19 protein-coding genes and 1 tRNA gene are annotated in these 18,458 nt (G+C 58.2%); 11 read left to right on the top strand and 9 right to left on the bottom strand.

Annotated elements, in window-relative coordinates:
* Positions 1-142 precede the first annotated feature (142 nt).
* Together EKL02_RS04555 and EKL02_RS04550 are read left to right on the top strand one after the other, a co-directional pair.
* Complete coding sequence (locus EKL02_RS04555; protein ID WP_241687780.1) at positions 143-721, top strand: RNA pyrophosphohydrolase; 579 nt, start codon at positions 143-145, stop codon at positions 719-721.
* A gap of 8 nt (positions 722-729) precedes the next feature.
* Positions 730-1,326, top strand: coding sequence for a CNP1-like family protein (locus tag EKL02_RS04550; protein WP_128900938.1), 597 nt, complete (start codon positions 730-732; stop codon positions 1,324-1,326).
* 60 nt (positions 1,327-1,386) lie between these two features.
* Here the strand turns inward: EKL02_RS04550 and proB are convergent, their stop codons facing one another.
* The 4 genes from proB to rplU form a co-directional block, all read right to left on the bottom strand.
* A complete protein-coding gene (proB, locus tag EKL02_RS04545) occupies positions 1,387-2,505 on the bottom strand; it encodes a glutamate 5-kinase (RefSeq protein WP_128900937.1) in 1,119 nt (372 codons plus the stop codon).
* A 63-nt stretch (positions 2,506-2,568) separates the two neighbouring features.
* On the bottom strand, positions 2,569-3,678 hold the full coding sequence (cgtA, locus tag EKL02_RS04540; protein ID WP_128900936.1) for an Obg family GTPase CgtA: 1,110 nt from the start codon (positions 3,676-3,678) through the stop codon (positions 2,569-2,571).
* 101 nt (positions 3,679-3,779) lie between these two features.
* Positions 3,780-4,037: a 50S ribosomal protein L27 gene (rpmA, locus tag EKL02_RS04535; RefSeq protein ID WP_128900935.1), complete on the bottom strand. Its 258-nt coding sequence runs from the start codon at positions 4,035-4,037 to the stop codon at positions 3,780-3,782.
* A gap of 37 nt (positions 4,038-4,074) precedes the next feature.
* Positions 4,075-4,386 (bottom strand): 50S ribosomal protein L21, encoded by a 312-nt coding sequence (gene rplU / locus EKL02_RS04530; protein ID WP_119787204.1) that lies wholly within the window; start codon positions 4,384-4,386, stop codon positions 4,075-4,077.
* 307 nt (positions 4,387-4,693) lie between these two features.
* On the opposite strand from rplU, the gene ispB reads away from it, so the two are divergent.
* The 9 genes from ispB to yacG all read left to right on the top strand — a co-directional run bounded on the left by ispB (position 4,694) and on the right by yacG (position 11,821).
* Positions 4,694-5,623: an octaprenyl diphosphate synthase gene (ispB, locus tag EKL02_RS04525; protein ID WP_241687848.1), complete on the top strand. Its 930-nt coding sequence runs from the start codon at positions 4,694-4,696 to the stop codon at positions 5,621-5,623.
* A 56-nt stretch (positions 5,624-5,679) separates the two neighbouring features.
* Positions 5,680-5,756: transfer RNA gene (locus EKL02_RS04520), tRNA-Pro, on the top strand.
* 139 nt (positions 5,757-5,895) lie between these two features.
* On the top strand, positions 5,896-6,072 hold the full coding sequence (locus tag EKL02_RS18120; protein ID WP_164931949.1) for an NF038104 family lipoprotein: 177 nt from the start codon (positions 5,896-5,898) through the stop codon (positions 6,070-6,072).
* A 249-nt stretch (positions 6,073-6,321) separates the two neighbouring features.
* On the top strand, positions 6,322-8,049 hold the full coding sequence (gene pilB, locus EKL02_RS04515) for a type IV-A pilus assembly ATPase PilB (protein ID WP_128900933.1): 1,728 nt from the start codon (positions 6,322-6,324) through the stop codon (positions 8,047-8,049).
* Positions 8,050-8,066: 17 nt separating this feature from the next.
* Positions 8,067-9,299: a type II secretion system F family protein gene (locus EKL02_RS04510; RefSeq protein WP_128900932.1), complete on the top strand. Its 1,233-nt coding sequence runs from the start codon at positions 8,067-8,069 to the stop codon at positions 9,297-9,299.
* Positions 9,299-10,165, top strand: a complete 867-nt coding sequence (locus EKL02_RS04505; protein WP_128900931.1) for an A24 family peptidase — start codon at positions 9,299-9,301, stop codon at positions 10,163-10,165. The genes EKL02_RS04510 and EKL02_RS04505 overlap by 1 nt, the downstream gene beginning before the upstream one ends.
* 14 nt (positions 10,166-10,179) lie before the next feature.
* Entirely contained in the window at positions 10,180-10,788 is a 609-nt protein-coding gene (gene coaE, locus EKL02_RS04500; protein ID WP_128900930.1) for a dephospho-CoA kinase, read from the top strand.
* Positions 10,789-10,874: 86 nt separating this feature from the next.
* Positions 10,875-11,630 carry a cell division protein ZapD gene (gene zapD, locus EKL02_RS04495; RefSeq protein ID WP_128900929.1) on the top strand — a complete coding sequence of 252 codons (756 nt, stop codon included), beginning with the start codon at positions 10,875-10,877 and terminating at the stop codon, positions 11,628-11,630.
* Positions 11,631-11,644: 14 nt separating this feature from the next.
* Positions 11,645-11,821 carry a DNA gyrase inhibitor YacG gene (gene yacG / locus EKL02_RS04490; RefSeq protein ID WP_128900928.1) on the top strand — a complete coding sequence of 59 codons (177 nt, stop codon included), beginning with the start codon at positions 11,645-11,647 and terminating at the stop codon, positions 11,819-11,821.
* Between the two features lie 10 nt (positions 11,822-11,831).
* Here the strand turns inward: yacG and EKL02_RS04485 are convergent, their stop codons facing one another.
* The 5 genes from EKL02_RS04485 to EKL02_RS04465 all read right to left on the bottom strand — a co-directional run bounded on the left by EKL02_RS04485 (position 11,832) and on the right by EKL02_RS04465 (position 18,436).
* On the bottom strand, positions 11,832-12,242 hold the full coding sequence (locus tag EKL02_RS04485) for an NUDIX domain-containing protein (protein WP_128900927.1): 411 nt from the start codon (positions 12,240-12,242) through the stop codon (positions 11,832-11,834).
* 21 nt (positions 12,243-12,263) lie between these two features.
* Positions 12,264-13,130: an ATP-binding protein gene (locus EKL02_RS04480; protein ID WP_128900926.1), complete on the bottom strand. Its 867-nt coding sequence runs from the start codon at positions 13,128-13,130 to the stop codon at positions 12,264-12,266.
* Between the two features lie 20 nt (positions 13,131-13,150).
* Positions 13,151-14,389, bottom strand: coding sequence for a bifunctional glutamate N-acetyltransferase/amino-acid acetyltransferase ArgJ (gene argJ, locus EKL02_RS04475; protein ID WP_128900925.1), 1,239 nt, complete (start codon positions 14,387-14,389; stop codon positions 13,151-13,153).
* Positions 14,390-14,498: 109 nt separating this feature from the next.
* Entirely contained in the window at positions 14,499-17,264 is a 2,766-nt protein-coding gene (gene secA, locus EKL02_RS04470; RefSeq protein WP_128900924.1) for a preprotein translocase subunit SecA, read from the bottom strand.
* Positions 17,265-17,473: 209 nt separating this feature from the next.
* Positions 17,474-18,436, bottom strand: a complete 963-nt coding sequence (locus tag EKL02_RS04465) for a M23 family metallopeptidase (RefSeq protein WP_128900923.1) — start codon at positions 18,434-18,436, stop codon at positions 17,474-17,476.
* Positions 18,437-18,458 lie beyond the last annotated feature (22 nt).

Below are 18,458 nucleotides of genomic sequence, written 5' to 3'. Positions count from 1 at the left end.
GCTGGTCGATGCGCCCATTCTTCGCACATTTGATTGTTTTTGCCTGTTCCCGCCCCTTCTCTCCAGGGTGCCGGACATAAAAAAAGGCCTGTGCTGCAAGCCTGACCGGGTGCATTAACCGCGGAAAGTTTGAGGTGGAATCATGCTGGATCGTGAAGGCTTTCGCCCGAACGTCGGCATTATCTTGCTAAACACACATAACCAGGTGTGGTGGGGCAAGCGTGTGCGCGAGCATTCGTGGCAATTCCCACAAGGCGGGATCAAATACGGCGAAACCCCGGAGCAGGCGATGTACCGGGAACTTCAGGAAGAAATCGGCCTGAAGGCTGAGCATGTCAAGATTATCGGCCGCACACGTGACTGGCTGCGCTATGAGGTGCCCGATCACTTCATCAAGCGCGACATCCGTGGCCATTACCGCGGCCAGAAGCAGATCTGGTTCCTGCTGCGCATGGTAGGCCGCGATTGCGACATCAACCTGCGTCTGACCGACCATCCGGAATTCGACGCGTGGCGCTGGCACAGTTACTGGGTGCCGCTGGAGGTCGTGATCGAATTCAAGCGCGACGTCTACCAGCGCGCATTGCAGGAGTTGTCGCGTTTCCTGGCACGACCGGCGCAGCGCCATCAGCACCAACGGGGCGGGCGTCCGGAGTCTGAGGCCCATGGCGAAGGCACGACAGCGCCGGACCAGCCCGCTGTCGAACACCACAACGATTGAATACATTCATGGCAGCCAATTTTTTATTGCAAGTTACTCCAAAGGAAACATCGGCGCAGCGGCCCAGCAAAGCGTGGGGGGTACTTGCAGGATTCGTTGCCCTGCTCGCCGCCGGCAGTGCCGCAGGCCAGGTCTTGCCCCGTCTGAATGAGGGGTTTGAAGATAATGCTCAGCCCTGGCAAGAGGTTGCGGTGCAATTGCCGGCAGCGCCCAAACCGGAAAACCTTGCAGAATTCGAAGTCAGCGGCACGACGACCCTGCGTTTTGCCGTCGATATCGCCTCCATCTCGGTAGGCGATGACAGCGTGGTGCGTTATACGCTGGTCAGCCGCAGCCCTTCCGGCGCGCAAGGTATCAGCTACGAAGGCATCCGCTGCGAGTCTTATGAAAAGAAGCTGTATGCGTTCGGCCAGAAAGACGGCAGCTGGACGCGCTCGCGGCGCGACCAATGGGATCCCATCACGGGTACCGGGGCAAACCGGCAACATGCTGCGTTGGCACGTGATTACTTTTGCCGACACAAAATTGTTGAGGGCAATGCCAAGGACATCGCCAATCGCCTGCGCTACCAGCAACCGCTAGTCGTGTCACCGAGCTATCGCTAAAACCGGGCGAACCTATCCGCACAACCGCAGCAGCAGCGCCGCGGTATGCGGCAAGTCAGCCTAAAGCAGTACGAGGTTGTCGCGGTGGATCAACTCAGGCTCTTCCACAAAACCGAGAATGTCGCCGATTTCCAAAGAAACATGGCCCATGATGCGGCGCGCTTCGGAACTGGCGTAATTGGAGATGCCGCGCGCCACCGGCCTGCCCTCCGGGTCGGTGCAGGTGATGACGTCGCCGCGGCCGAACTTGCCGGAAACCTTGATCACGCCAATCGGCAACAGTGACTTGCCTTCTTCGGTCAGTTTTTGCACGGCGCCACTGTCGAGCATGACTTTGCCGGCGGTGTGCAAATGGTCACGCATCCATTGCTGGCGCGCAGTCAGGCGTGCTGTCATGGCAGTCAACTGGGTGCCGATCGTCTCGCCGTCGGCCAGGCGGGTCAGCACGCTCTCTTCGCGTCCCCAGGCAATCACGGTGTGCGCGCCCGAAGAAGCAGCGCGCTTGGCTGCCAGAATCTTGGTCAGCATGCCGCCGCGGCCGATGCTGCTGCCAGCGCCGCCGGCCATTTCCTCGAGTGCCAGATCGCCAGCCTGGGCCTGGTGCACGAATTGCGCTGCAGGGTTCTTGCGCGGATCAGCCGTATACAAACCCTTTTGATCCGTCAGAATGATCAGCGCATCAGCCTCGATGAGATTGGCAACCAGGGCACCCAGCGTGTCATTGTCACCGAACTTGATTTCATCGGTGACCACGGTATCGTTTTCATTAATGATTGGCACGACGCCCAGGCGCAGGAGGGTAAACAGCGTGGAGCGCGCATTCAGATAGCGCTCGCGGTCGGCCAGGTCGGCATGCGTGAGCAACACCTGGGCGGTACGCAAGTCGTATGCGCGAAAACTCGTTTCGTAGATCTGCGCCAGCCCCATTTGTCCGACTGCGGCGCAAGCCTGCAATTCGTGCACGCCGGTAGGGCGCTTGTCGAACCCCAGGCGCTGCATGCCCTCGGCGATGGCGCCGGAACTGACCAGCACGACTTCCTTGCCCATTTGCCGCAAGCGGGCAATCTGCTCCGCCCACTTGGCAATGGCAGCGCTGTCAAGCCCACGGCCATCGTTGGTCACCAGGGATGACCCGACCTTGACGATCAGGCGCTTGGCATTCTGTATGACGGAATTCATGGTTTTCGAGCAGGGAAAATAAGGCCGCATGACAGCATGCCGGCCATTTTTAGTAGAAATGGTTCAGGAATCAGCCAACTTGAAGCGCGGGTCGTCCGGATCGATCGATGCGATGCCGCGCGCTTCCTCGGCCATTTGCGTTTCTTCGGCGCGATGTTCCTGCTGGCGCTGCTCTGCCAGGTACTCATAGATGGCCATGACCAGGTCTTCGCAGCCTTCACGTGTCAAGGCCGAGATTTCGAATACCGGCCCTTTCCAGGCGAAGCGCTTGATGAAATCCTTGACCCGCTTGGCGCGTTCGCCTTCCGGCACCACGTCAAGCTTGTTAAGCACCAGCCAGCGCGGCTTGTCGAACAGAGTTTCGTCGTATTTTTTCAATTCCTTGACGATCGCCTTGGCTTCCTTGACCGGATCGGTATCGTCAAAAGGCGCCAGGTCGACGATATGCAGCAACAGGCCGGTGCGCTGCAAATGCCGCAGAAACTGTACACCCAGGCCGGCGCCGTCTGCCGCGCCTTCGATCAGGCCCGGGATATCGGCGATCACAAAGCTTTTTTCATGCGACACGCGCACCACGCCCAGATTGGGATGCAGCGTGGTGAAAGGATAATCGGCGATTTTTGGCCGGGCATTGGACACCGCGGTAATGAACGTCGACTTGCCGGCATTCGGCATGCCCAGCAGGCCCACGTCCGCCAGCACCTTCAGCTCCAGCTTCAGTTCGCGCCGCTGGCCTTCCTTGCCATCGGTCTTCTGGCGCGGCGCCCGGTTGGTCGACGACTTGAAATGGATATTGCCCCATCCCCCTTCGCCACCCTGCGCCAGCAGTGCTGCCTGGCCATGCTCGGTCAGGTCGGCGACGATTTCACCCGTGGCATAGTCGGTAATCAAGGTACCCACCGGCATGCGCAGGGAAATGTCCTCCGCGCCCTTGCCATAGCAATCGGAGCCACGGCCGTTTTCGCCATTCCTGGCTTTGTGCATCTTGGAATAGCGAAAATCGACCAGGGTATTGATGTTGCGGTCGGCGATCGCCCAGATGCTGCCGCCCTTGCCGCCATCGCCGCCATCCGGGCCGCCGAATGGCCGGAATTTTTCGCGGCAAAAGGAAGCAACGCCGTTGCCGCCATCGCCGGCAATGACTTCGATTTTTGCTTCGTCAATAAACTTCATGATTTTGCCGCCAAAAAAACATTAAAACATTAAAAAAGGCCCTACCGACGGCAGAGCCTTTTAGATAGAAGGCTTGCGCCTTGCCTGCAACTTGCCGCTGCTTACGCGGGAACGACAGTCACCAGGTTACGTTGCGGCGCACCCTTGGTGACAAACTGCACCTTGCCATCGATCAGCGCGAACAGGGTGTGATCCTTGCCCATGCCGACGTTTTCGCCAGGATGCACCTTGGTGCCGCGTTGACGAATGATGATGCCGCCGGCATTGATTGCCTGGCCGCCGTAGACCTTGACGCCAAGTCGTTTCGACTCGGAATCACGGCCGTTGCGCGTAGTGCCGCCGCCTTTTTTATGTGCCATTTCAGACTCCTAGGTATTTGATTAGCCCGACCGGCGATTAGCCGTTGATCGAGACGATTTGCAATTCGGTGTAATTTTGGCGATGGCCTTGACGTTTCTGGTAATGCTTACGACGACGCATCTTGAAAATCTTGACCTTATCGTGGCGACCTTGCGCCAATACCTTAGCCAGAACCGTAGCACCTTCAATCAGCGGCGCACCAAACTTGATGGTATCGCCAGCGCCCAATGCGAGCACTTGATCCAAGGTGATGTCGGCGCCGATGTCTGCAGGTATCTGTTCTACTTTGAGTTTTTCGCCAGCAGCAACTTTATATTGTTTGCCGCCGGTTTTTATGACCGCGTACATGGTGAACCTCATCAATTGGGTTAAAAACTTTTAAACTTTTTCCTTTTTCCCGCCGCAGCGAATAGCCAAGAATCGAGAAAACCTGAAATTATACATGGACTTAGCTGCGAGGTCAAAACCCGGTTGATTGCAGTTTCCTGCCGCCAAGCCCGAAATTCGACGGCTAGCGCCAGAGATAGCTGCTTGCCGCCGGCGAATTATCGTTCAATCATCGTATAATCGGCATGATATTCATGATTTCGCAGGCCTTCCCTTGTCTTCCTCCCTGATTACCCAAGCAAGCATCGTCCAACCCATTGCCGCCGATATGGAAGCGGTCAACCGCCTGATCCGCCAGCAATTGAATTCGGATGTCCCGCTGGTCAACCAGATCGCCGAATACATCATCAGCGCCGGCGGCAAACGCATCCGGCCCATGCTGGTGCTGCTTGCCGCCAATGCCCATGGCTACAGCGGCAATGTTCACCACACCCTCGCAGGCCTGATCGAATTCATTCATACCGCCACGTTATTGCACGACGACGTGGTCGATGAATCCTCGCTGCGCCGCGGCCGCCAGACCGCCAATGCCCTGTTCGGCAATGCCGCCTCGGTGCTGGTCGGCGATTTCATTTACACTCGCGCCTTCCAGCTGATCGTCAAAGTCGGCGATATGCGGATCATGCAAATCCTCGCCGATGCCACCAACGTCATTGCCGAAGGCGAAGTACTGCAATTGCTGAACATGCACGACCCGGACGTGAGCGAGGAGCGCTATCTGCAGGTGATCCGCTCCAAGACGGCAAAGCTGTTTGAAGCCGCAAGCCAGATCGGCGCACTGGCAGCAGGCGCCTCGGCAGCCGACGTCGAGGCGGCGGCAGAATACGGCCGCTCGCTGGGCACTGCCTTCCAGCTGATCGATGACGTGCTGGATTATTCCGGCAATGCCGAAGAAATCGGCAAGAATGTCGGCGACGACCTGCGCGAAGGCAAACCGACCCTGCCGCTGATTTACCTGCTGCAGAATGGCACCCCGAGCCAGCGCGAACTGGTACGCGCCTGCATAGAAAACGGCGACGAATCCCGTTTCAGCGAAATTCTGGAAGCTGTCACGACCTCCGGCGCACTCGACTACACCAGGCAGGCAGCCGAGCATGCAGCCCAGCGCGCCGCCCATGCCATCAATGGCTGGGATAATAGCCAATCGAAAGAATCTTTGATAAACTTATGCGCTTTCGCGGTTGGTCGAAATCATTGAGCGGCAACTTCCTGGAGAAATCCGGCGAGTCCTGGCCCCAAAAACGACTTCGCAATCGGGGTGTAGCTTAGCCTGGTAGAGCGCTACGTTCGGGACGTAGAGGCCGGAGGTTCGAATCCTCTCACCCCGACCAGATTTCCATTGTCTTTACAGGCCCCTGAACGGGGCCTGTTTTGCTTTATGGGAACTAATTTGCGGTGACCACATCGAATCCGGCGTGATCAAGACGCAAAAATCAGGCACTCGCCTGTGAAAGGCAAGGCCCTGACTCCATGACGACAAAAACCCTCCATTTTTTACTCCTCCTCGCCATTGCCACCTGCCTGAACGGTTGCGCTGTCGTCGCCGTGGCTGATGCGGTCGTCACGGTCGCTGCCACCGGCGTCAAGGTTGCTGCGAAGACAGTCGGTGCGGTCGCAGATGCCGTCATCCCGGACGATGAAGACTAAGTATCAATGCGCCTTGCGACGTTGCATTTCCTACTGACAAGCCACGTTATCAAAAATGCCTCCTGATCGGAGGCATTTCCTTTTCAGATCCTTAATTTCCCTCAGGCAAATCTTCGCAGACACAAAAGTGTATCGATTCGCACACTGATCAATTAACAAAAAATCACAATACCTTTACAAATCAGGTGCCTATAGGCATTATCTAACGCAACTTGGATGATTCTTTGGTAATTTCGGCACAACAACTTTATGGCGGCAGTTTTTCCCAACACGGTTTCCAGCACGGCGATTCCTGCTTTGGCCAGAGTATTGCTCCATGCCGGCCGCATTTCCGCTCAGCAAGTGGATGCTTTAACCAAGCGGACGCAGTCGGAAAAGATCTCCTTTATTGATGCATTGGTGCAAAGCGGCTATATCGAGCCACGCGCTCTGGCGGCATTTTGCTCAGAAACATTTGCCTATCCTGTTCTGGATATTGCCACCTTCAGCCTGAATACGCGTCCGGAAGGCTTGATCGACCCCAAACTGATGCAAAGCCAGCGGGTCATCGCGCTGGCCAAGCGCGGCAACAAGATTTCGGTAGCAATTTCCGACCCGACCAACAGTCAGGCCCTCGACCAGATCAAGTTCCAGACTCAAATGTCGGTTGAGCCCGTCATTGTCGAGCATCCGGCGCTCTTGCAACTGGTCGAAAAACTCGGCCAAAGCGCTGAGCAAAATCTGAATGAGTTGATCGGCGATGACCTGGATATCGATTTTGCCGAAGTCGACACGACGACTACCACGGAAAGCGGGCCAACCGCCGATATTGACGATGCGCCGGTTGTCCGGTTCCTGCAAAAAATCCTGATCGATGCCATTAACGCTGGCGCCTCGGACTTGCATTTCGAACCCTTTGAAAAGTTTTACCGCATTCGCTTGCGCGTCGACGGCGTATTGAAGGAAGTCGCGCAACCGCCATTGGCGATCAAGGAAAAGCTGGCCTCGCGCATCAAGGTCATTTCCAAGCTCGACATTTCGGAAAAACGCGTGCCGCAGGATGGCCGCATGAAGCTGGTGGTCTCGAAGACCAAGTCAATCGACTTCCGCGTCAGCACGCTGCCCACGCTGTTTGGCGAAAAAATCGTCATGCGTATTCTGGATGCCACCCAGGCGCAAATGGGCATCGATGCGCTCGGCTATGACCCGGACCAGAAGGAAATCCTGCTCAACGCCATTGAACGGCCTTATGGCATGGTACTGGTGACCGGGCCGACCGGCTCGGGCAAAACAGTGTCGCTGTATACCTGCCTGAACATCCTGAACAAGCCCGGAATCAATATTTCGACTGCGGAAGACCCGGCCGAAATCAACTTACCAGGCGTAAACCAGGTCAACGTCAACGACCGTGCCGGCCTGACTTTCCCAGTAGCGCTGAAAGCATTCCTCCGGCAGGATCCGGACATTATCATGGTGGGTGAAATCCGCGACCTGGAAACCGCGGATATTGCCATCAAGGCGGCGCAAACCGGCCATATGGTGTTTTCCACGCTGCATACCAACGATGCGCCGGCAACGCTGACGCGACTGATGAACATGGGCGTGGCGCCATTCAACATTGCATCGTCGGTGATCCTGATCACCGCACAACGCCTGGCCCGGCGCCTGTGTACCTGCAAGCAGCCTACCACCATCCCGGACGAAGCGCTGCTGGAAGCGGGTTTCAAGGAAGAAGAAATCGATGGTGCCTGGCAGCCCTACAAGGCTGTCGGCTGCGAACGCTGCAGCGGCAGCGGCTACAAGGGCCGTGTGGGCATTTATCAGGTCATGCCGATTTCTGAAGAGATCGAGCGCATCATCCTGGCCCATGGCACGGCGCTGGAAATCGAAGAACAATCGCGGCGCGAAGGTATCAGGACCTTGCGGGAATCTGGCCTGGTCAAGGTCAAACTGGGATTTACCAGCCTGGAAGAAGTCCTGGGTTGCACCAACGAATGAAACAGAGGGGATAAAGCATGGCCACAGCCGCACGCAAACATACAGCCTCAGGCACGGCGAAGGAAGCCGTCTATGTCTGGCAAGGCAAGGATCGGCAAGGCAAGATCGTACAAGGCGAGATGCGAGCCAATGGCGAAGCCCTGGTCAATGCCACCTTGCGCCGGCAAGGCATCATGGTCACAAAGATCAAGAAGCGTTCCTTCAAAAGCGGCAAGAAAATTACCGAGAAGGACATCACGCTGTTCACCCGCCAGCTGGCGACCATGATGAAGGCGGGCGTGCCGCTATTGCAATCGTTTGAAATCGTTGCCAAAGGCCATGCCAACCCCTCCGTCGCCAAGCTCTTGCTGGATATCCGTGGCGATGTGGAAACCGGTACCAGCCTGAACCAGGCATTCCGCAAATACCCCTTGTATTTCGATACACTTTTTTGCAACCTCGTCAGTGCAGGTGAACAGGCAGGTATCCTGGAAGACTTGCTTAACCGCCTGGCGATCTACAAGGAAAAAACCCTGGCGATCAAGGGCAAGATCAAGTCAGCCTTGTTTTATCCAGTTTCGATTCTGGTGGTGGCCTTCGTCGTTACTTCCGTCATCATGATCTGGGTGGTTCCGGCATTCAAGGAAGTCTTTGCCAGCTTTGGTGCCGATTTGCCAGCACCTACGCTCATGGTGATGGCGGTTTCAGATTTCTTTGTTACTTATTGGTACCTCATCTTTGGCGGCCTGTTTGCCGCGCTGTACATATTTTTTCAATCCTGGAAACGCTCGGTAAAGGTCCAGCACTTCATGGACCGTACGCTGCTCAAGGCACCAGTATTCGGCGACGTCATCCGCAAGGCGACGATCGCCCGCTGGACCAGGACGCTGGCCACCATGTTTGCCGCTGGTGTGCCACTGGTTGAATCGCTGGACTCGGTTGGCGGCGCCTCAGGCAATGCCGTGTATGTCGATGCCACCAAAAGAATCCAGACGGAGGTCAGCACCGGCACCAGCCTCACTGCTGCCATGCAAAATGCCAATGTATTTCCGAGCATGGTTACGCAAATGGTGGCCATTGGCGAAGAATCCGGCGCGCTTGATTCCATGCTTGGCAAGGTTGCGGATTTTTATGAGGCCGAAGTCGATGAAGCGGTTGCCTCAATCTCCAGCCTGATGGAACCGTTCATCATGGCGATCCTCGGCGTAATCATTGGCGGCCTCGTGGTTGCCATGTACCTGCCGATCTTCAAATTAGGTTCAGTCGTCTGATGTGGGATGCGCTCTTGTTTGCGGCGCCTGGCACCCTGGCCAGCGCTGCAGTTGCCGGCCTAATCGGCCTTCTGGTCGGCAGTTTTCTGAACGTCGTCATCCATCGCATGCCCAAAATGATGCAGCGCGAGTCGGACAATTATGTCGCCCATGAAAGCGGCAAGCCGCTGCCGCACCAGGATCGCTATGACCTGGTCATGCCGCGCTCCGGATGCCCACACTGCGGCCACGCCATCACCGCCTGGGAAAACATTCCTGTAATCAGCTATCTTGTCCTGCGCGGCAAATGCGTCGCCTGCAAGGCACCGATTTCGCCGCGCTATCCGGCAGTAGAATTGCTGACCGGCGCCCTGTCCTTTTTTCTGGTCTGGCATTTCGGCAGCGGTGCAGCGGGCCTGGCAAGCGTCGTCTTTGCCTGGCTTCTGATCGCCATGACGTTCATCGATGCCGATACCCAGTTATTGCCTGACGACCTGACCTATCCGCTGCTGTGGGCTGGATTGCTGATCAACCTGCAGGGCACCTTCGTGCCGCTGACCGACGCGGTCATCGGCGCAGCTGCCGGCTATCTTGTGCTATGGTCGGTCTACTGGCTGTTCAAACTGGCCACCGGCAAGGAAGGCATGGGTTATGGCGACTTCAAGCTCCTGGCAGCACTGGGCGCCTGGCTAGGCTGGAAAATGCTGCCGGCAATTATTCTTCTGTCTTCCGTGGTCGGCGCTATCGTTGGCATCACCTTGATCCTGCTTAGCAAACATGGGCGGGAAAACCCGATGCCTTTCGGCCCCTATCTTGCCGCTGCCGGCATGATCGCCATGGTGTACGGAAACACGATTACCCAGGCTTATCTCGATTACTTGTTCTGACAATTATGGCGGCGATGGCGTTTTCGGTGGGCTTGACGGGGGGAATAGGTTCCGGCAAGACGACGGTGGCCAACATGTTTGCGGCGCATGGCGCAGCCATCATCGACACTGACCAGATCGCCCACGAACTGACAATGCCGGCCGGTTTTGCCATGCCCGCCATTGCAAGGCAGTTCGGCACCGAATTCATAGCTGCGGACGGCGCCCTCGACCGCGCCCGCATGCGTGCCAGGGTGTTTGGCGATCCGGCTGAAAAAAAGCGCCTGGAAGCCATCCTACACCCATTGATCAAGAGTGAATGCGAACGGGCCGCCCAACACGCCCGGGGCCCGTATCTGATGTTTGTGGTGCCCTTGCTGGTCGAATCGGGCAACTGGAAAGAGCGCGTATCGCGCATCCTGGTGGTCGATTGCCCGGAACCCCTGCAAGTGCAGCGCGTGATGGCGCGCAGTGGCCTGGACGAAGTCCAGGTACGCGCCATCATGGCCGCTCAGGCAACGCGCGCGCAACGCCTGGCAGCGGCCGATGATATTCTGTCGAATGCGGGCGATGCGACTGCACTGGCGCCGCAAATTGATCGGTTGCATGCCTTGTATTGCTCGCTGGCGCAGGCTGGCGCATAAAATATTGCTGCAGTATTTGTAATTTTTTGCTGCATCGTTCAGAATCACAATCTATTGGGCCAGCACAACTTTAAGAGGATGCTACTTTGATCGTTTACGAATACCCTTTCAACGAGCGTATTCGCACCTTGTTGCGGCTGGAAGACCTGTACGAGAAATTCAATTTCTTTTTCCAACAGACGCATCCCCTGCAACATCATGCAGCGCTTGCGACGATTTTCGAAATGCTCGAAGTTGCCGGCCGCGCGGACCTGAAGTCCGACCTGCTGCAGGAGCTCGAACGACAAAAACAGACACTGCTCGGCTTCAAGTCCAATCCGAACGTGCAGGCCGACATGCTCAACGCCATCCTTGGCGAAGTTGACCACGCCAGCAGCGCGCTCATGGCCGCGCAGGGCAAGACTGGCCAGAATGTACGGGAAAACGAGTGGCTGATGAGCATCCGCGGACGCACCATCATCCCGGGCGGCGCCTGTGAATTCGACCTGCCCTCTTACTATGCCTGGCAGCACCACTCGGCGGAGGCGCGCATTGCCGATATCACCAACTGGTTTGCGCCGCTGGCCCCGCTGTTCGAGGCCATTGCCCTGGTATTGCGATTGTTGCGCGAGTCGGGGCGTCCGGCCAAGATGATTGCGCAGGCCGGCAGTTACCAGCAGATGTTACAAGGCAAGGTCTATCAGATGCTGCGTCTGACGATCGACGAAAACCTCGGCGCCATTCCCGAGATTTCCGCCAACAAGTATATGCTGTGGGTTCGCTTTACTTCCCAGGATGGCGATATGAAACCCAAGCCGCTGGAAACGGATGTGCCGTTCGAGCTGACTCTCTGTAACTTCTGAATAGCGTAGCGATCATGGCAACGACTGTCGATTGTCCAACCTGCGGCAAGAAGGTCGAGTGGAGCGAGAAAAACAAATTCCGGCCGTTCTGTTCGGAACGCTGCAAGCAAATTGATTTGGGCGCATGGGCCGAGGAAAAATACACGATTCCCGCGGTCAACCCACCCAAGGATTTCGACGACGAACAATAGCCGGCCGTCGTCAGTCGCCGTAACGCAGCTTGTCCAGATCTTCCAGCAAGGGGATCGTCGCCGGCAGTATCGGCTCCACCTGCACGCTACCCTGCCAGGCAAATGCCTGGCCTTCGAGACTCTGCAATTCCCCACGCCAATCGCGGCAGATATAAAAATGCAGCCGCACGTGCGCATGCGGATAGACATGCTCGACGCCGCACCAGGGCTCTGTCGCCAGGATTTCGACGCCCAGCTCCTCGACAAATTCGCGCTTCAAGGCATCGACGATGGCTTCGCCGGGCTCCACTTTACCGCCCGGGAATTCCCAATAGCCGGCATATGGCTTGCCAGCCGGCCGCTGCGCGAGCAGGATGTCGCCATCGGATTTCATCAGAATGCCGACTGCCACATCGATCGGCAGGGGCGCGGCTAGACGCATTGACGGATTTCCGATCGACATTCAGGATGGGTTGCGGCCGGCATAGTCGCGGGCGAATTGCCAGGCGACACGGCCAGAGCGGGAGCCGCGCTGCAATGCCCAGCGCAGGGCATCTGGCCGGGCCCCTTCAATTTGCGCGGCGTTGCAGCCGAAATGCGCCAGCCAGTGGGCGACGATGCCCAGGTAATCATCCTGCTTGAACGCATAGAACGATACCCAAAGCCCGAAACGCTCTGACAGCGAAATCTTTTCCTCGACGGTCTCGCCGGGATGCAGGTCGCCGTTATCGTCATGCGTGTAGCTGGCATTGTCGGACATGCGCTCAGGCATCAAGTGACGACGGTTCGAGGTCGCATAGATCAGCACATTGTCCGATTGGGCGGAAATGCTGCCATCCAGCGCCACCTTGAGCGCCTTGTAGCCGCTCTCGCCTTCCTCAAACGAGAGGTCGTCGCAAAAAATCACGAAACGCTCGGGACGCCCGGCCACCAGGTCGACGATATCGGCCAGATCCGCCAGGTCCGACTTGTCGACTTCGATCAGGCGCAATCCCTGGTGCGCAAACTGGTTCAGGCACGCCTTGATCAGCGAGGACTTGCCTGTGCCGCGCGCGCCGGTCAGCAAGACATTGTTGGCCGGCTTGCCTTCGATAAACTGGCGCGTGTTCTGCTCGATCTGCGCCTTCTGCGGTCCGATATGGTGCAGGTCGGACAGGCGAATGTGCGACGCATGCGTCACCGGCTGCAAATGGCCGCGCCCGCCAGCCTTGCGCCAGCGGTAGGCGTTTGCCAGCTTCCAGTCAGGCGCGGGGTGCGCTGCCGGCAATATCCCTTCCAGGCGCTCCAGCAAGGCTTCTGCACGTGTAAGGAATTGCTCGAGTTGGGTCATGCTGTCACCTTTTATAAACCTCAGGAACGGTAATCCGCATTGATCGTTACGTAGTCGTGCGATAGGTCGCACGTCCAGATGGTGGCAGCGGCATCACCACGGGCCAGCTTGACGCGCACCGTGATTTCGCTTTGCTGCATCACGCGCTGCCCGTCCTCTTCACGGTACTCGGGATTGCGGCCGCCATTCTTGGCGACCCACACGTCATCCAGGTACAGGTTCAGCTTGCTGACATCGAGGTCGTCCACGCCGGCATAGCCGATCGCGGCCAAGATGCGGCCCAGGTTCGGGTCGGACGCGAAAAACGCCGTCTTGACCAGAGGGGAATGGCCGATTGAATAGGCGATCTTGCGGCACTCTTCGACATTTGCGCCATCCTCGACCGTAATGGTGATGAACTTGGTGGCGCCCTCGCCATCGCGCACGATCATCTGCGAGAGTTCCTGCGACAGGCCGACGACTGCCTGCAACAGCGCGGCATATTCGGGCGAATCGATCTCGCTGACTTCCAGCGCGGCAGCGCCGGTGGCGACCAGCATGAAGGAATCATTGGTGGAAGTGTCACCATCGATGGTGATGCAGTTGAAGGACTGGTCGGCGGCTTCCTTGACCAGGTGCTCCAGCACCGGCTGGGCCACTTTGGCATCGGTTGCCATGAAGCCGAGCATGGTCGCCATGTTCGGCTTGATCATGCCGGCGCCCTTGCTGATGCCGGTCAGGGTGATGGACACGCCGTTAATGGTCACCGTGCGCGAAGCCGCCTTGGGCTGGGTGTCGGTGGTCATAATCGACTCGGCAGCGTTGTACCAGTTGTCTTCCTTCAGGTTGGCAATCGCCTGCGGCAAGCCGGCCTTGATGCGGTCCACCGGCAAAGGCTCCAAAATCACGCCGGTGGAGAACGGCAGGATTTGCGACGCTTCGCAGCCGAGCAATTCGGCCAGCGCGGCGCAGGTGGCATTGGCATTGATGAGGCCAGCCTCGCCGGTGCCGGCATTGGCATTGCCGGTATTGACCACCAGCGCGCGAATCGGCGAATCCGAGATGCGCAGCGCTTCCAGGTGCGCCTTGCATACCTGCACCGGGGCCGCGCAGAAACGATTGGTGGTAAACACGCCGGCCACCGATGCCGTCGGCGCCAGCTTCATCACCAGCAAATCCTTGCGGTTGGCCTTGCGCACGCCGGCTTCAGCGTGACCGAGTTCGATGCCGGCAACAGGCTTCAGGCTGGCGGGAACAGGAAGTGGGAGATTGACGGCCATGGTTTCACGCTTTCAAAAATTCACAAAGAGAATGACGCTGCGGGCAAATACGCCCGCCCAATGAAATGAACCCGCGACTGCGGGTTCATTTCGCCATGCAAGCACGCGTTTATGCAAGCTTGCCGTGGCATTGCTTGTACTTCTTGCCGCTGCCGCAAGGACAAGGGTCGTTGCGTCCGACCTTGGGCAGCGCGTTGACCACGGTCTGCCCCCTGGCCTCGCCGATCTGCCCTTCTGGCGCCAGCAATTCTTCCGGTGCGGCATTCGGGTTGAAATCGGCATGCTGGTAATGCACGTTGGCTACTTGCGACTGCGCCAGTTCCTGCTCGGCGGCCTCGATTTCATCGCGCGACTGGATACGCACCGTCGTCACGACGCGCACCACCTCATTACGGACGAGGTCCAGCATCTGCGAGAACAGTTCGAAGGCTTCGCGCTTGTATTCCTGCTTGGGGTTCTTTTGCGCGTAACCGCGCAGGTGAATACCCTGGCGCAGGTGGTCGAGCGCCGCCAGGTGGTCACGCCAGTGACGGTCGATACTTTCAAGCATGACGCTGCGCTCGAAGCCGGAAAACGCTTCCTTGCCGACCACGGCGGTCTTGGCTGCATAGTTTTCCTCGGCCGCCTTCAGCACGCGCTCCAGCAAATCCTCGTCGGACAGGTTCGGCTCGGCGGCAAGCATCGTCGCCAGCGGCACTTCCAGCTGCCACTCGGCGGCCAGGGCAGCTTCCAGCCCCTTGATGTCCCACTGCTCTTCCATCGACCCTTCCGGCACGAAACCGCGGAACAGGTCGGCAAAGACGCCCTGACGCAGGGAAGCGATCATTTCCGAGACGTCGCCCGATTCCAGCAACTCGTTGCGCTGCTGATAAATCACCTTGCGCTGGTCGTTGGCCACATCGTCGTACTCAAGCAACTGCTTGCGGATATCGAAGTTGCGCGCCTCGACCTTGCGCTGCGCCGATTCGATCGAACGCGACACGATGCCGGCCTCGATCGGCTCGCCTTCGGGCATGTTGAGGCGTTCCATGATGGCGCGCACGCGGTCGCCGGCGAAAATGCGCAAAAGCTGGTCGTCCAGCGACAGGTAGAAGCGCGACGAACCCGGATCGCCCTGGCGGCCAGAACGTCCGCGCAACTGGTTGTCGACCCGGCGCGATTCATGACGCTCGGTGCCGATAATGTGCAATCCGCCGGCGCCAACCACCTGGTCGTGCAAGGCTTGCCATTCATCGCGCAGAGTTTGCGACTGCTGGAGCTTTTGGTCGTCGCCCAAGCCAGCATCGGCTTCGATGAACTGGATCTGCTTTTCGACATTGCCGCCCAGGACGATGTCGGTGCCACGACCAGCCATGTTGGTGGCGATCGTGATCATCTTGGGACGGCCGGCCTGCGCGATGATTTCCGCTTCGCGCGCATGCTGCTTGGCGTTGAGCACATTGTGCGGCAACTTGTGCTTGGCCAGGATGCCCGACAGGAGTTCGGAATTTTCGATCGAGGTGGTGCCCACCAGGACAGGCTGCCCGCGTTCCTGGCAATCCTGAATATCTTTCAGCATGGCGCCGTATTTTTCCTCGGCGGTCTTGTACACCTGGTCTTGCTTGTCCTTGCGCTGGCTCGGCCGGTTCGGCGGAATCACCACGGTTTCGAGGCTATAGATCTGCTGGAATTCGTACGCTTCGGTGTCGGCCGTGCCGGTCATGCCGGACAGCTTGCCGTACATGCGGAAGTAATTCTGGAACGTGATCGACGCCAGGGTCTGGTTTTCGGCCTTGATCTCGACGCTTTCCTTGGCCTCGACCGCCTGGTGCAGGCCGTCGGACCAGCGCCGCCCGGACATCAGGCGACCGGTGAATTCGTCGACGATGACGATTTCATTGTTTTGCACCACGTAGTGCTGGTCCTTGTGGAACAGCGTATGCGCGCGCAACGCCGCATACAGGTGGTGGATCAGGCTGATGTGGGAAGGGTCATACAGCGATGCACCTTCCGGCAGCAGCCCCATGCGCGTCAGGATTTGCTCGGCCTTTTCATGACCGGCCTCGGTCAGCAATACCTGGTGCGCCTTCTCATCCTTGGTATAGTCGCCCGGCACCTCGACGGCGCCCTTGCCGTCCGGTGTTTCCTCACCAATCTGCAGGGTCAGGAGCGGCGGCACGGCGTTCAATTTCTGGTAGAGATCGGTGTGATTCTCGGCCTGGCCGGAAATGATCAGAGGCGTACGGGCTTCATCGATCAGGATCGAGTCGACTTCATCGACGATGGCGAAATTGAGGCTGCGCTGCACACGCTCGCGGCTGTCATAAACCATGTTGTCGCGCAGGTAATCGAAGCCGAATTCATTGTTGGTACCGTAGGTGATATCGGAACCGTAGGCTGCCTGCTTGGTGTCATGCGGCATCTGCGACAGGTTGATGCCGGTCGTCAGGCCAAGCCAGCTGTAGAGGCGCCCCATCCACTCCGCATCGCGCTGGGCCAGGTAATCGTTGACGGTGACGATATGCACGCCCTTGCCAGACAAGGCATTCAGGTAGGCCGGCAGTGTCGCCATCAGTGTCTTGCCCTCGCCGGTGCCCATTTCGGCAATTTTCCCGTAATGCAGGGTCATGCCGCCGATCAGCTGCACGTCGAAGTGACGCATCTTGAGCACGCGGCGGCTGGCTTCGCGGCATACCGCAAATGCTTCCGGCAGGATCTTGTCGAGCGACTCGCCGTTGCCGATACGTTCCTTGAACTCGGGGGTCTTGGCCTGCAGCTCCGCATCCGACAGTTTTTCCATTGCCGGTTCGAGGACATTGATCGCGCGAACGGTTTGCTGGTATTGCTTGATCAGCCGCTGGTTGCGACTGCCGAAAATCTTGGTCAGAAATGACATGCTCGAATGGTGTAAAAGACGCCGTAAATAACTCTGTTCCATCCCGGAACAGGCTGGGATTGGGCTAAATTGAAGATTTTATCATGCGAGCCGGGTGGAACAATCACAGCAGGCATGCCAAGCCTTGCAATTGACCGATTCATATCCCGTGAACGGGCGGGCACGTGTCATTCATGCCACGCCGGGCCTGCCTGGTGCCGGCGGCAAGCTTACCTGGCCGCCAGGGTACCTGTCTTTTCCTGGGCCGCGCCGGCTACCAGAAACTTGTGCGGATCCTGCGGCACGCCTTTCAGCAGCACTTCGAAATGCAGGTGCGGCCCGGTCGAGCGCCCGGTCGACCCGAGATCGGCGACGTGCTGTCCGCGCCTGACGATATCGCCCACTTGGGCCAGCAGCCGCGAGGCGTGCGCATAGCGCGTAACGAGTTGGTTTCCATGGTCGATTTCCAGCATGTTGCCGTACTGGTGATGGTATTCGGAAGCGATCACCACACCGCCTGCAGCGGCAACAATGGGCGTGCCCGATGGCGCGGCGAAATCGAGCCCTTCATGAAAAGCGCTGCGGCCGCTGAACGGGTCCAGGCGCCAGCCGAAGCTGGAGGCGTTATAGCTGATGTTGACCGGCTTGATGGTGGGAAGCAGCTTGAACCTGATCTTCTCGGCCATCAGCGAGGATTCCACGACGTTCAGATAATCGGCGCGGTGTTCCAGATCGCGGGCAAGGGCATCCAGGGTTTGCTGGAATTCCTGCATGCTTAATTCACGCGCATCGCCCCGGCTGCCCGGGCCGGCCGTCTCGATACCGCCGCGCGGCGGTTTATCCTTGAAATTGAATTCTTCCGGCTTGACCCCCGCAAGGCCCTGGACACGCTCGCCCAGCGCATCGAGGCGCATCAATTGCGCCTGCATTTCCCCCAGCTTGACTGCCATGGCAGTCAGGTTTTCGCGAACATAACGGTCTTTTCGACCGGTATCGTCCAGATTCTCTGCTCCGAGGGCTTGCGGCAGAAAGGGCATGCGCAAGCTGGCTGCATTCGAGAGGGTCAGGTAATACAGGAGAGTCGCGACCGCCAGTACCGCCCCCAGGAATACCGCTCCCAAGATCACTAAATGACGCGTGGAAAGAGTCAGCGTCTTGGCGCTAAACCGCGGGTGTAACACAATGATTTGCATCTAATCTCCGTTACTCGCTCTC

Source organism: Janthinobacterium sp. 17J80-10, from assembly GCF_004114795.1.
In the GTDB taxonomy this organism is placed as follows: Bacteria; Pseudomonadota; Gammaproteobacteria; order Burkholderiales; family Burkholderiaceae_D; genus Paucimonas.
Note: the sequence above shows the minus strand (reverse complement) of the source record. Positions and strands in the feature narration are given on the sequence as shown.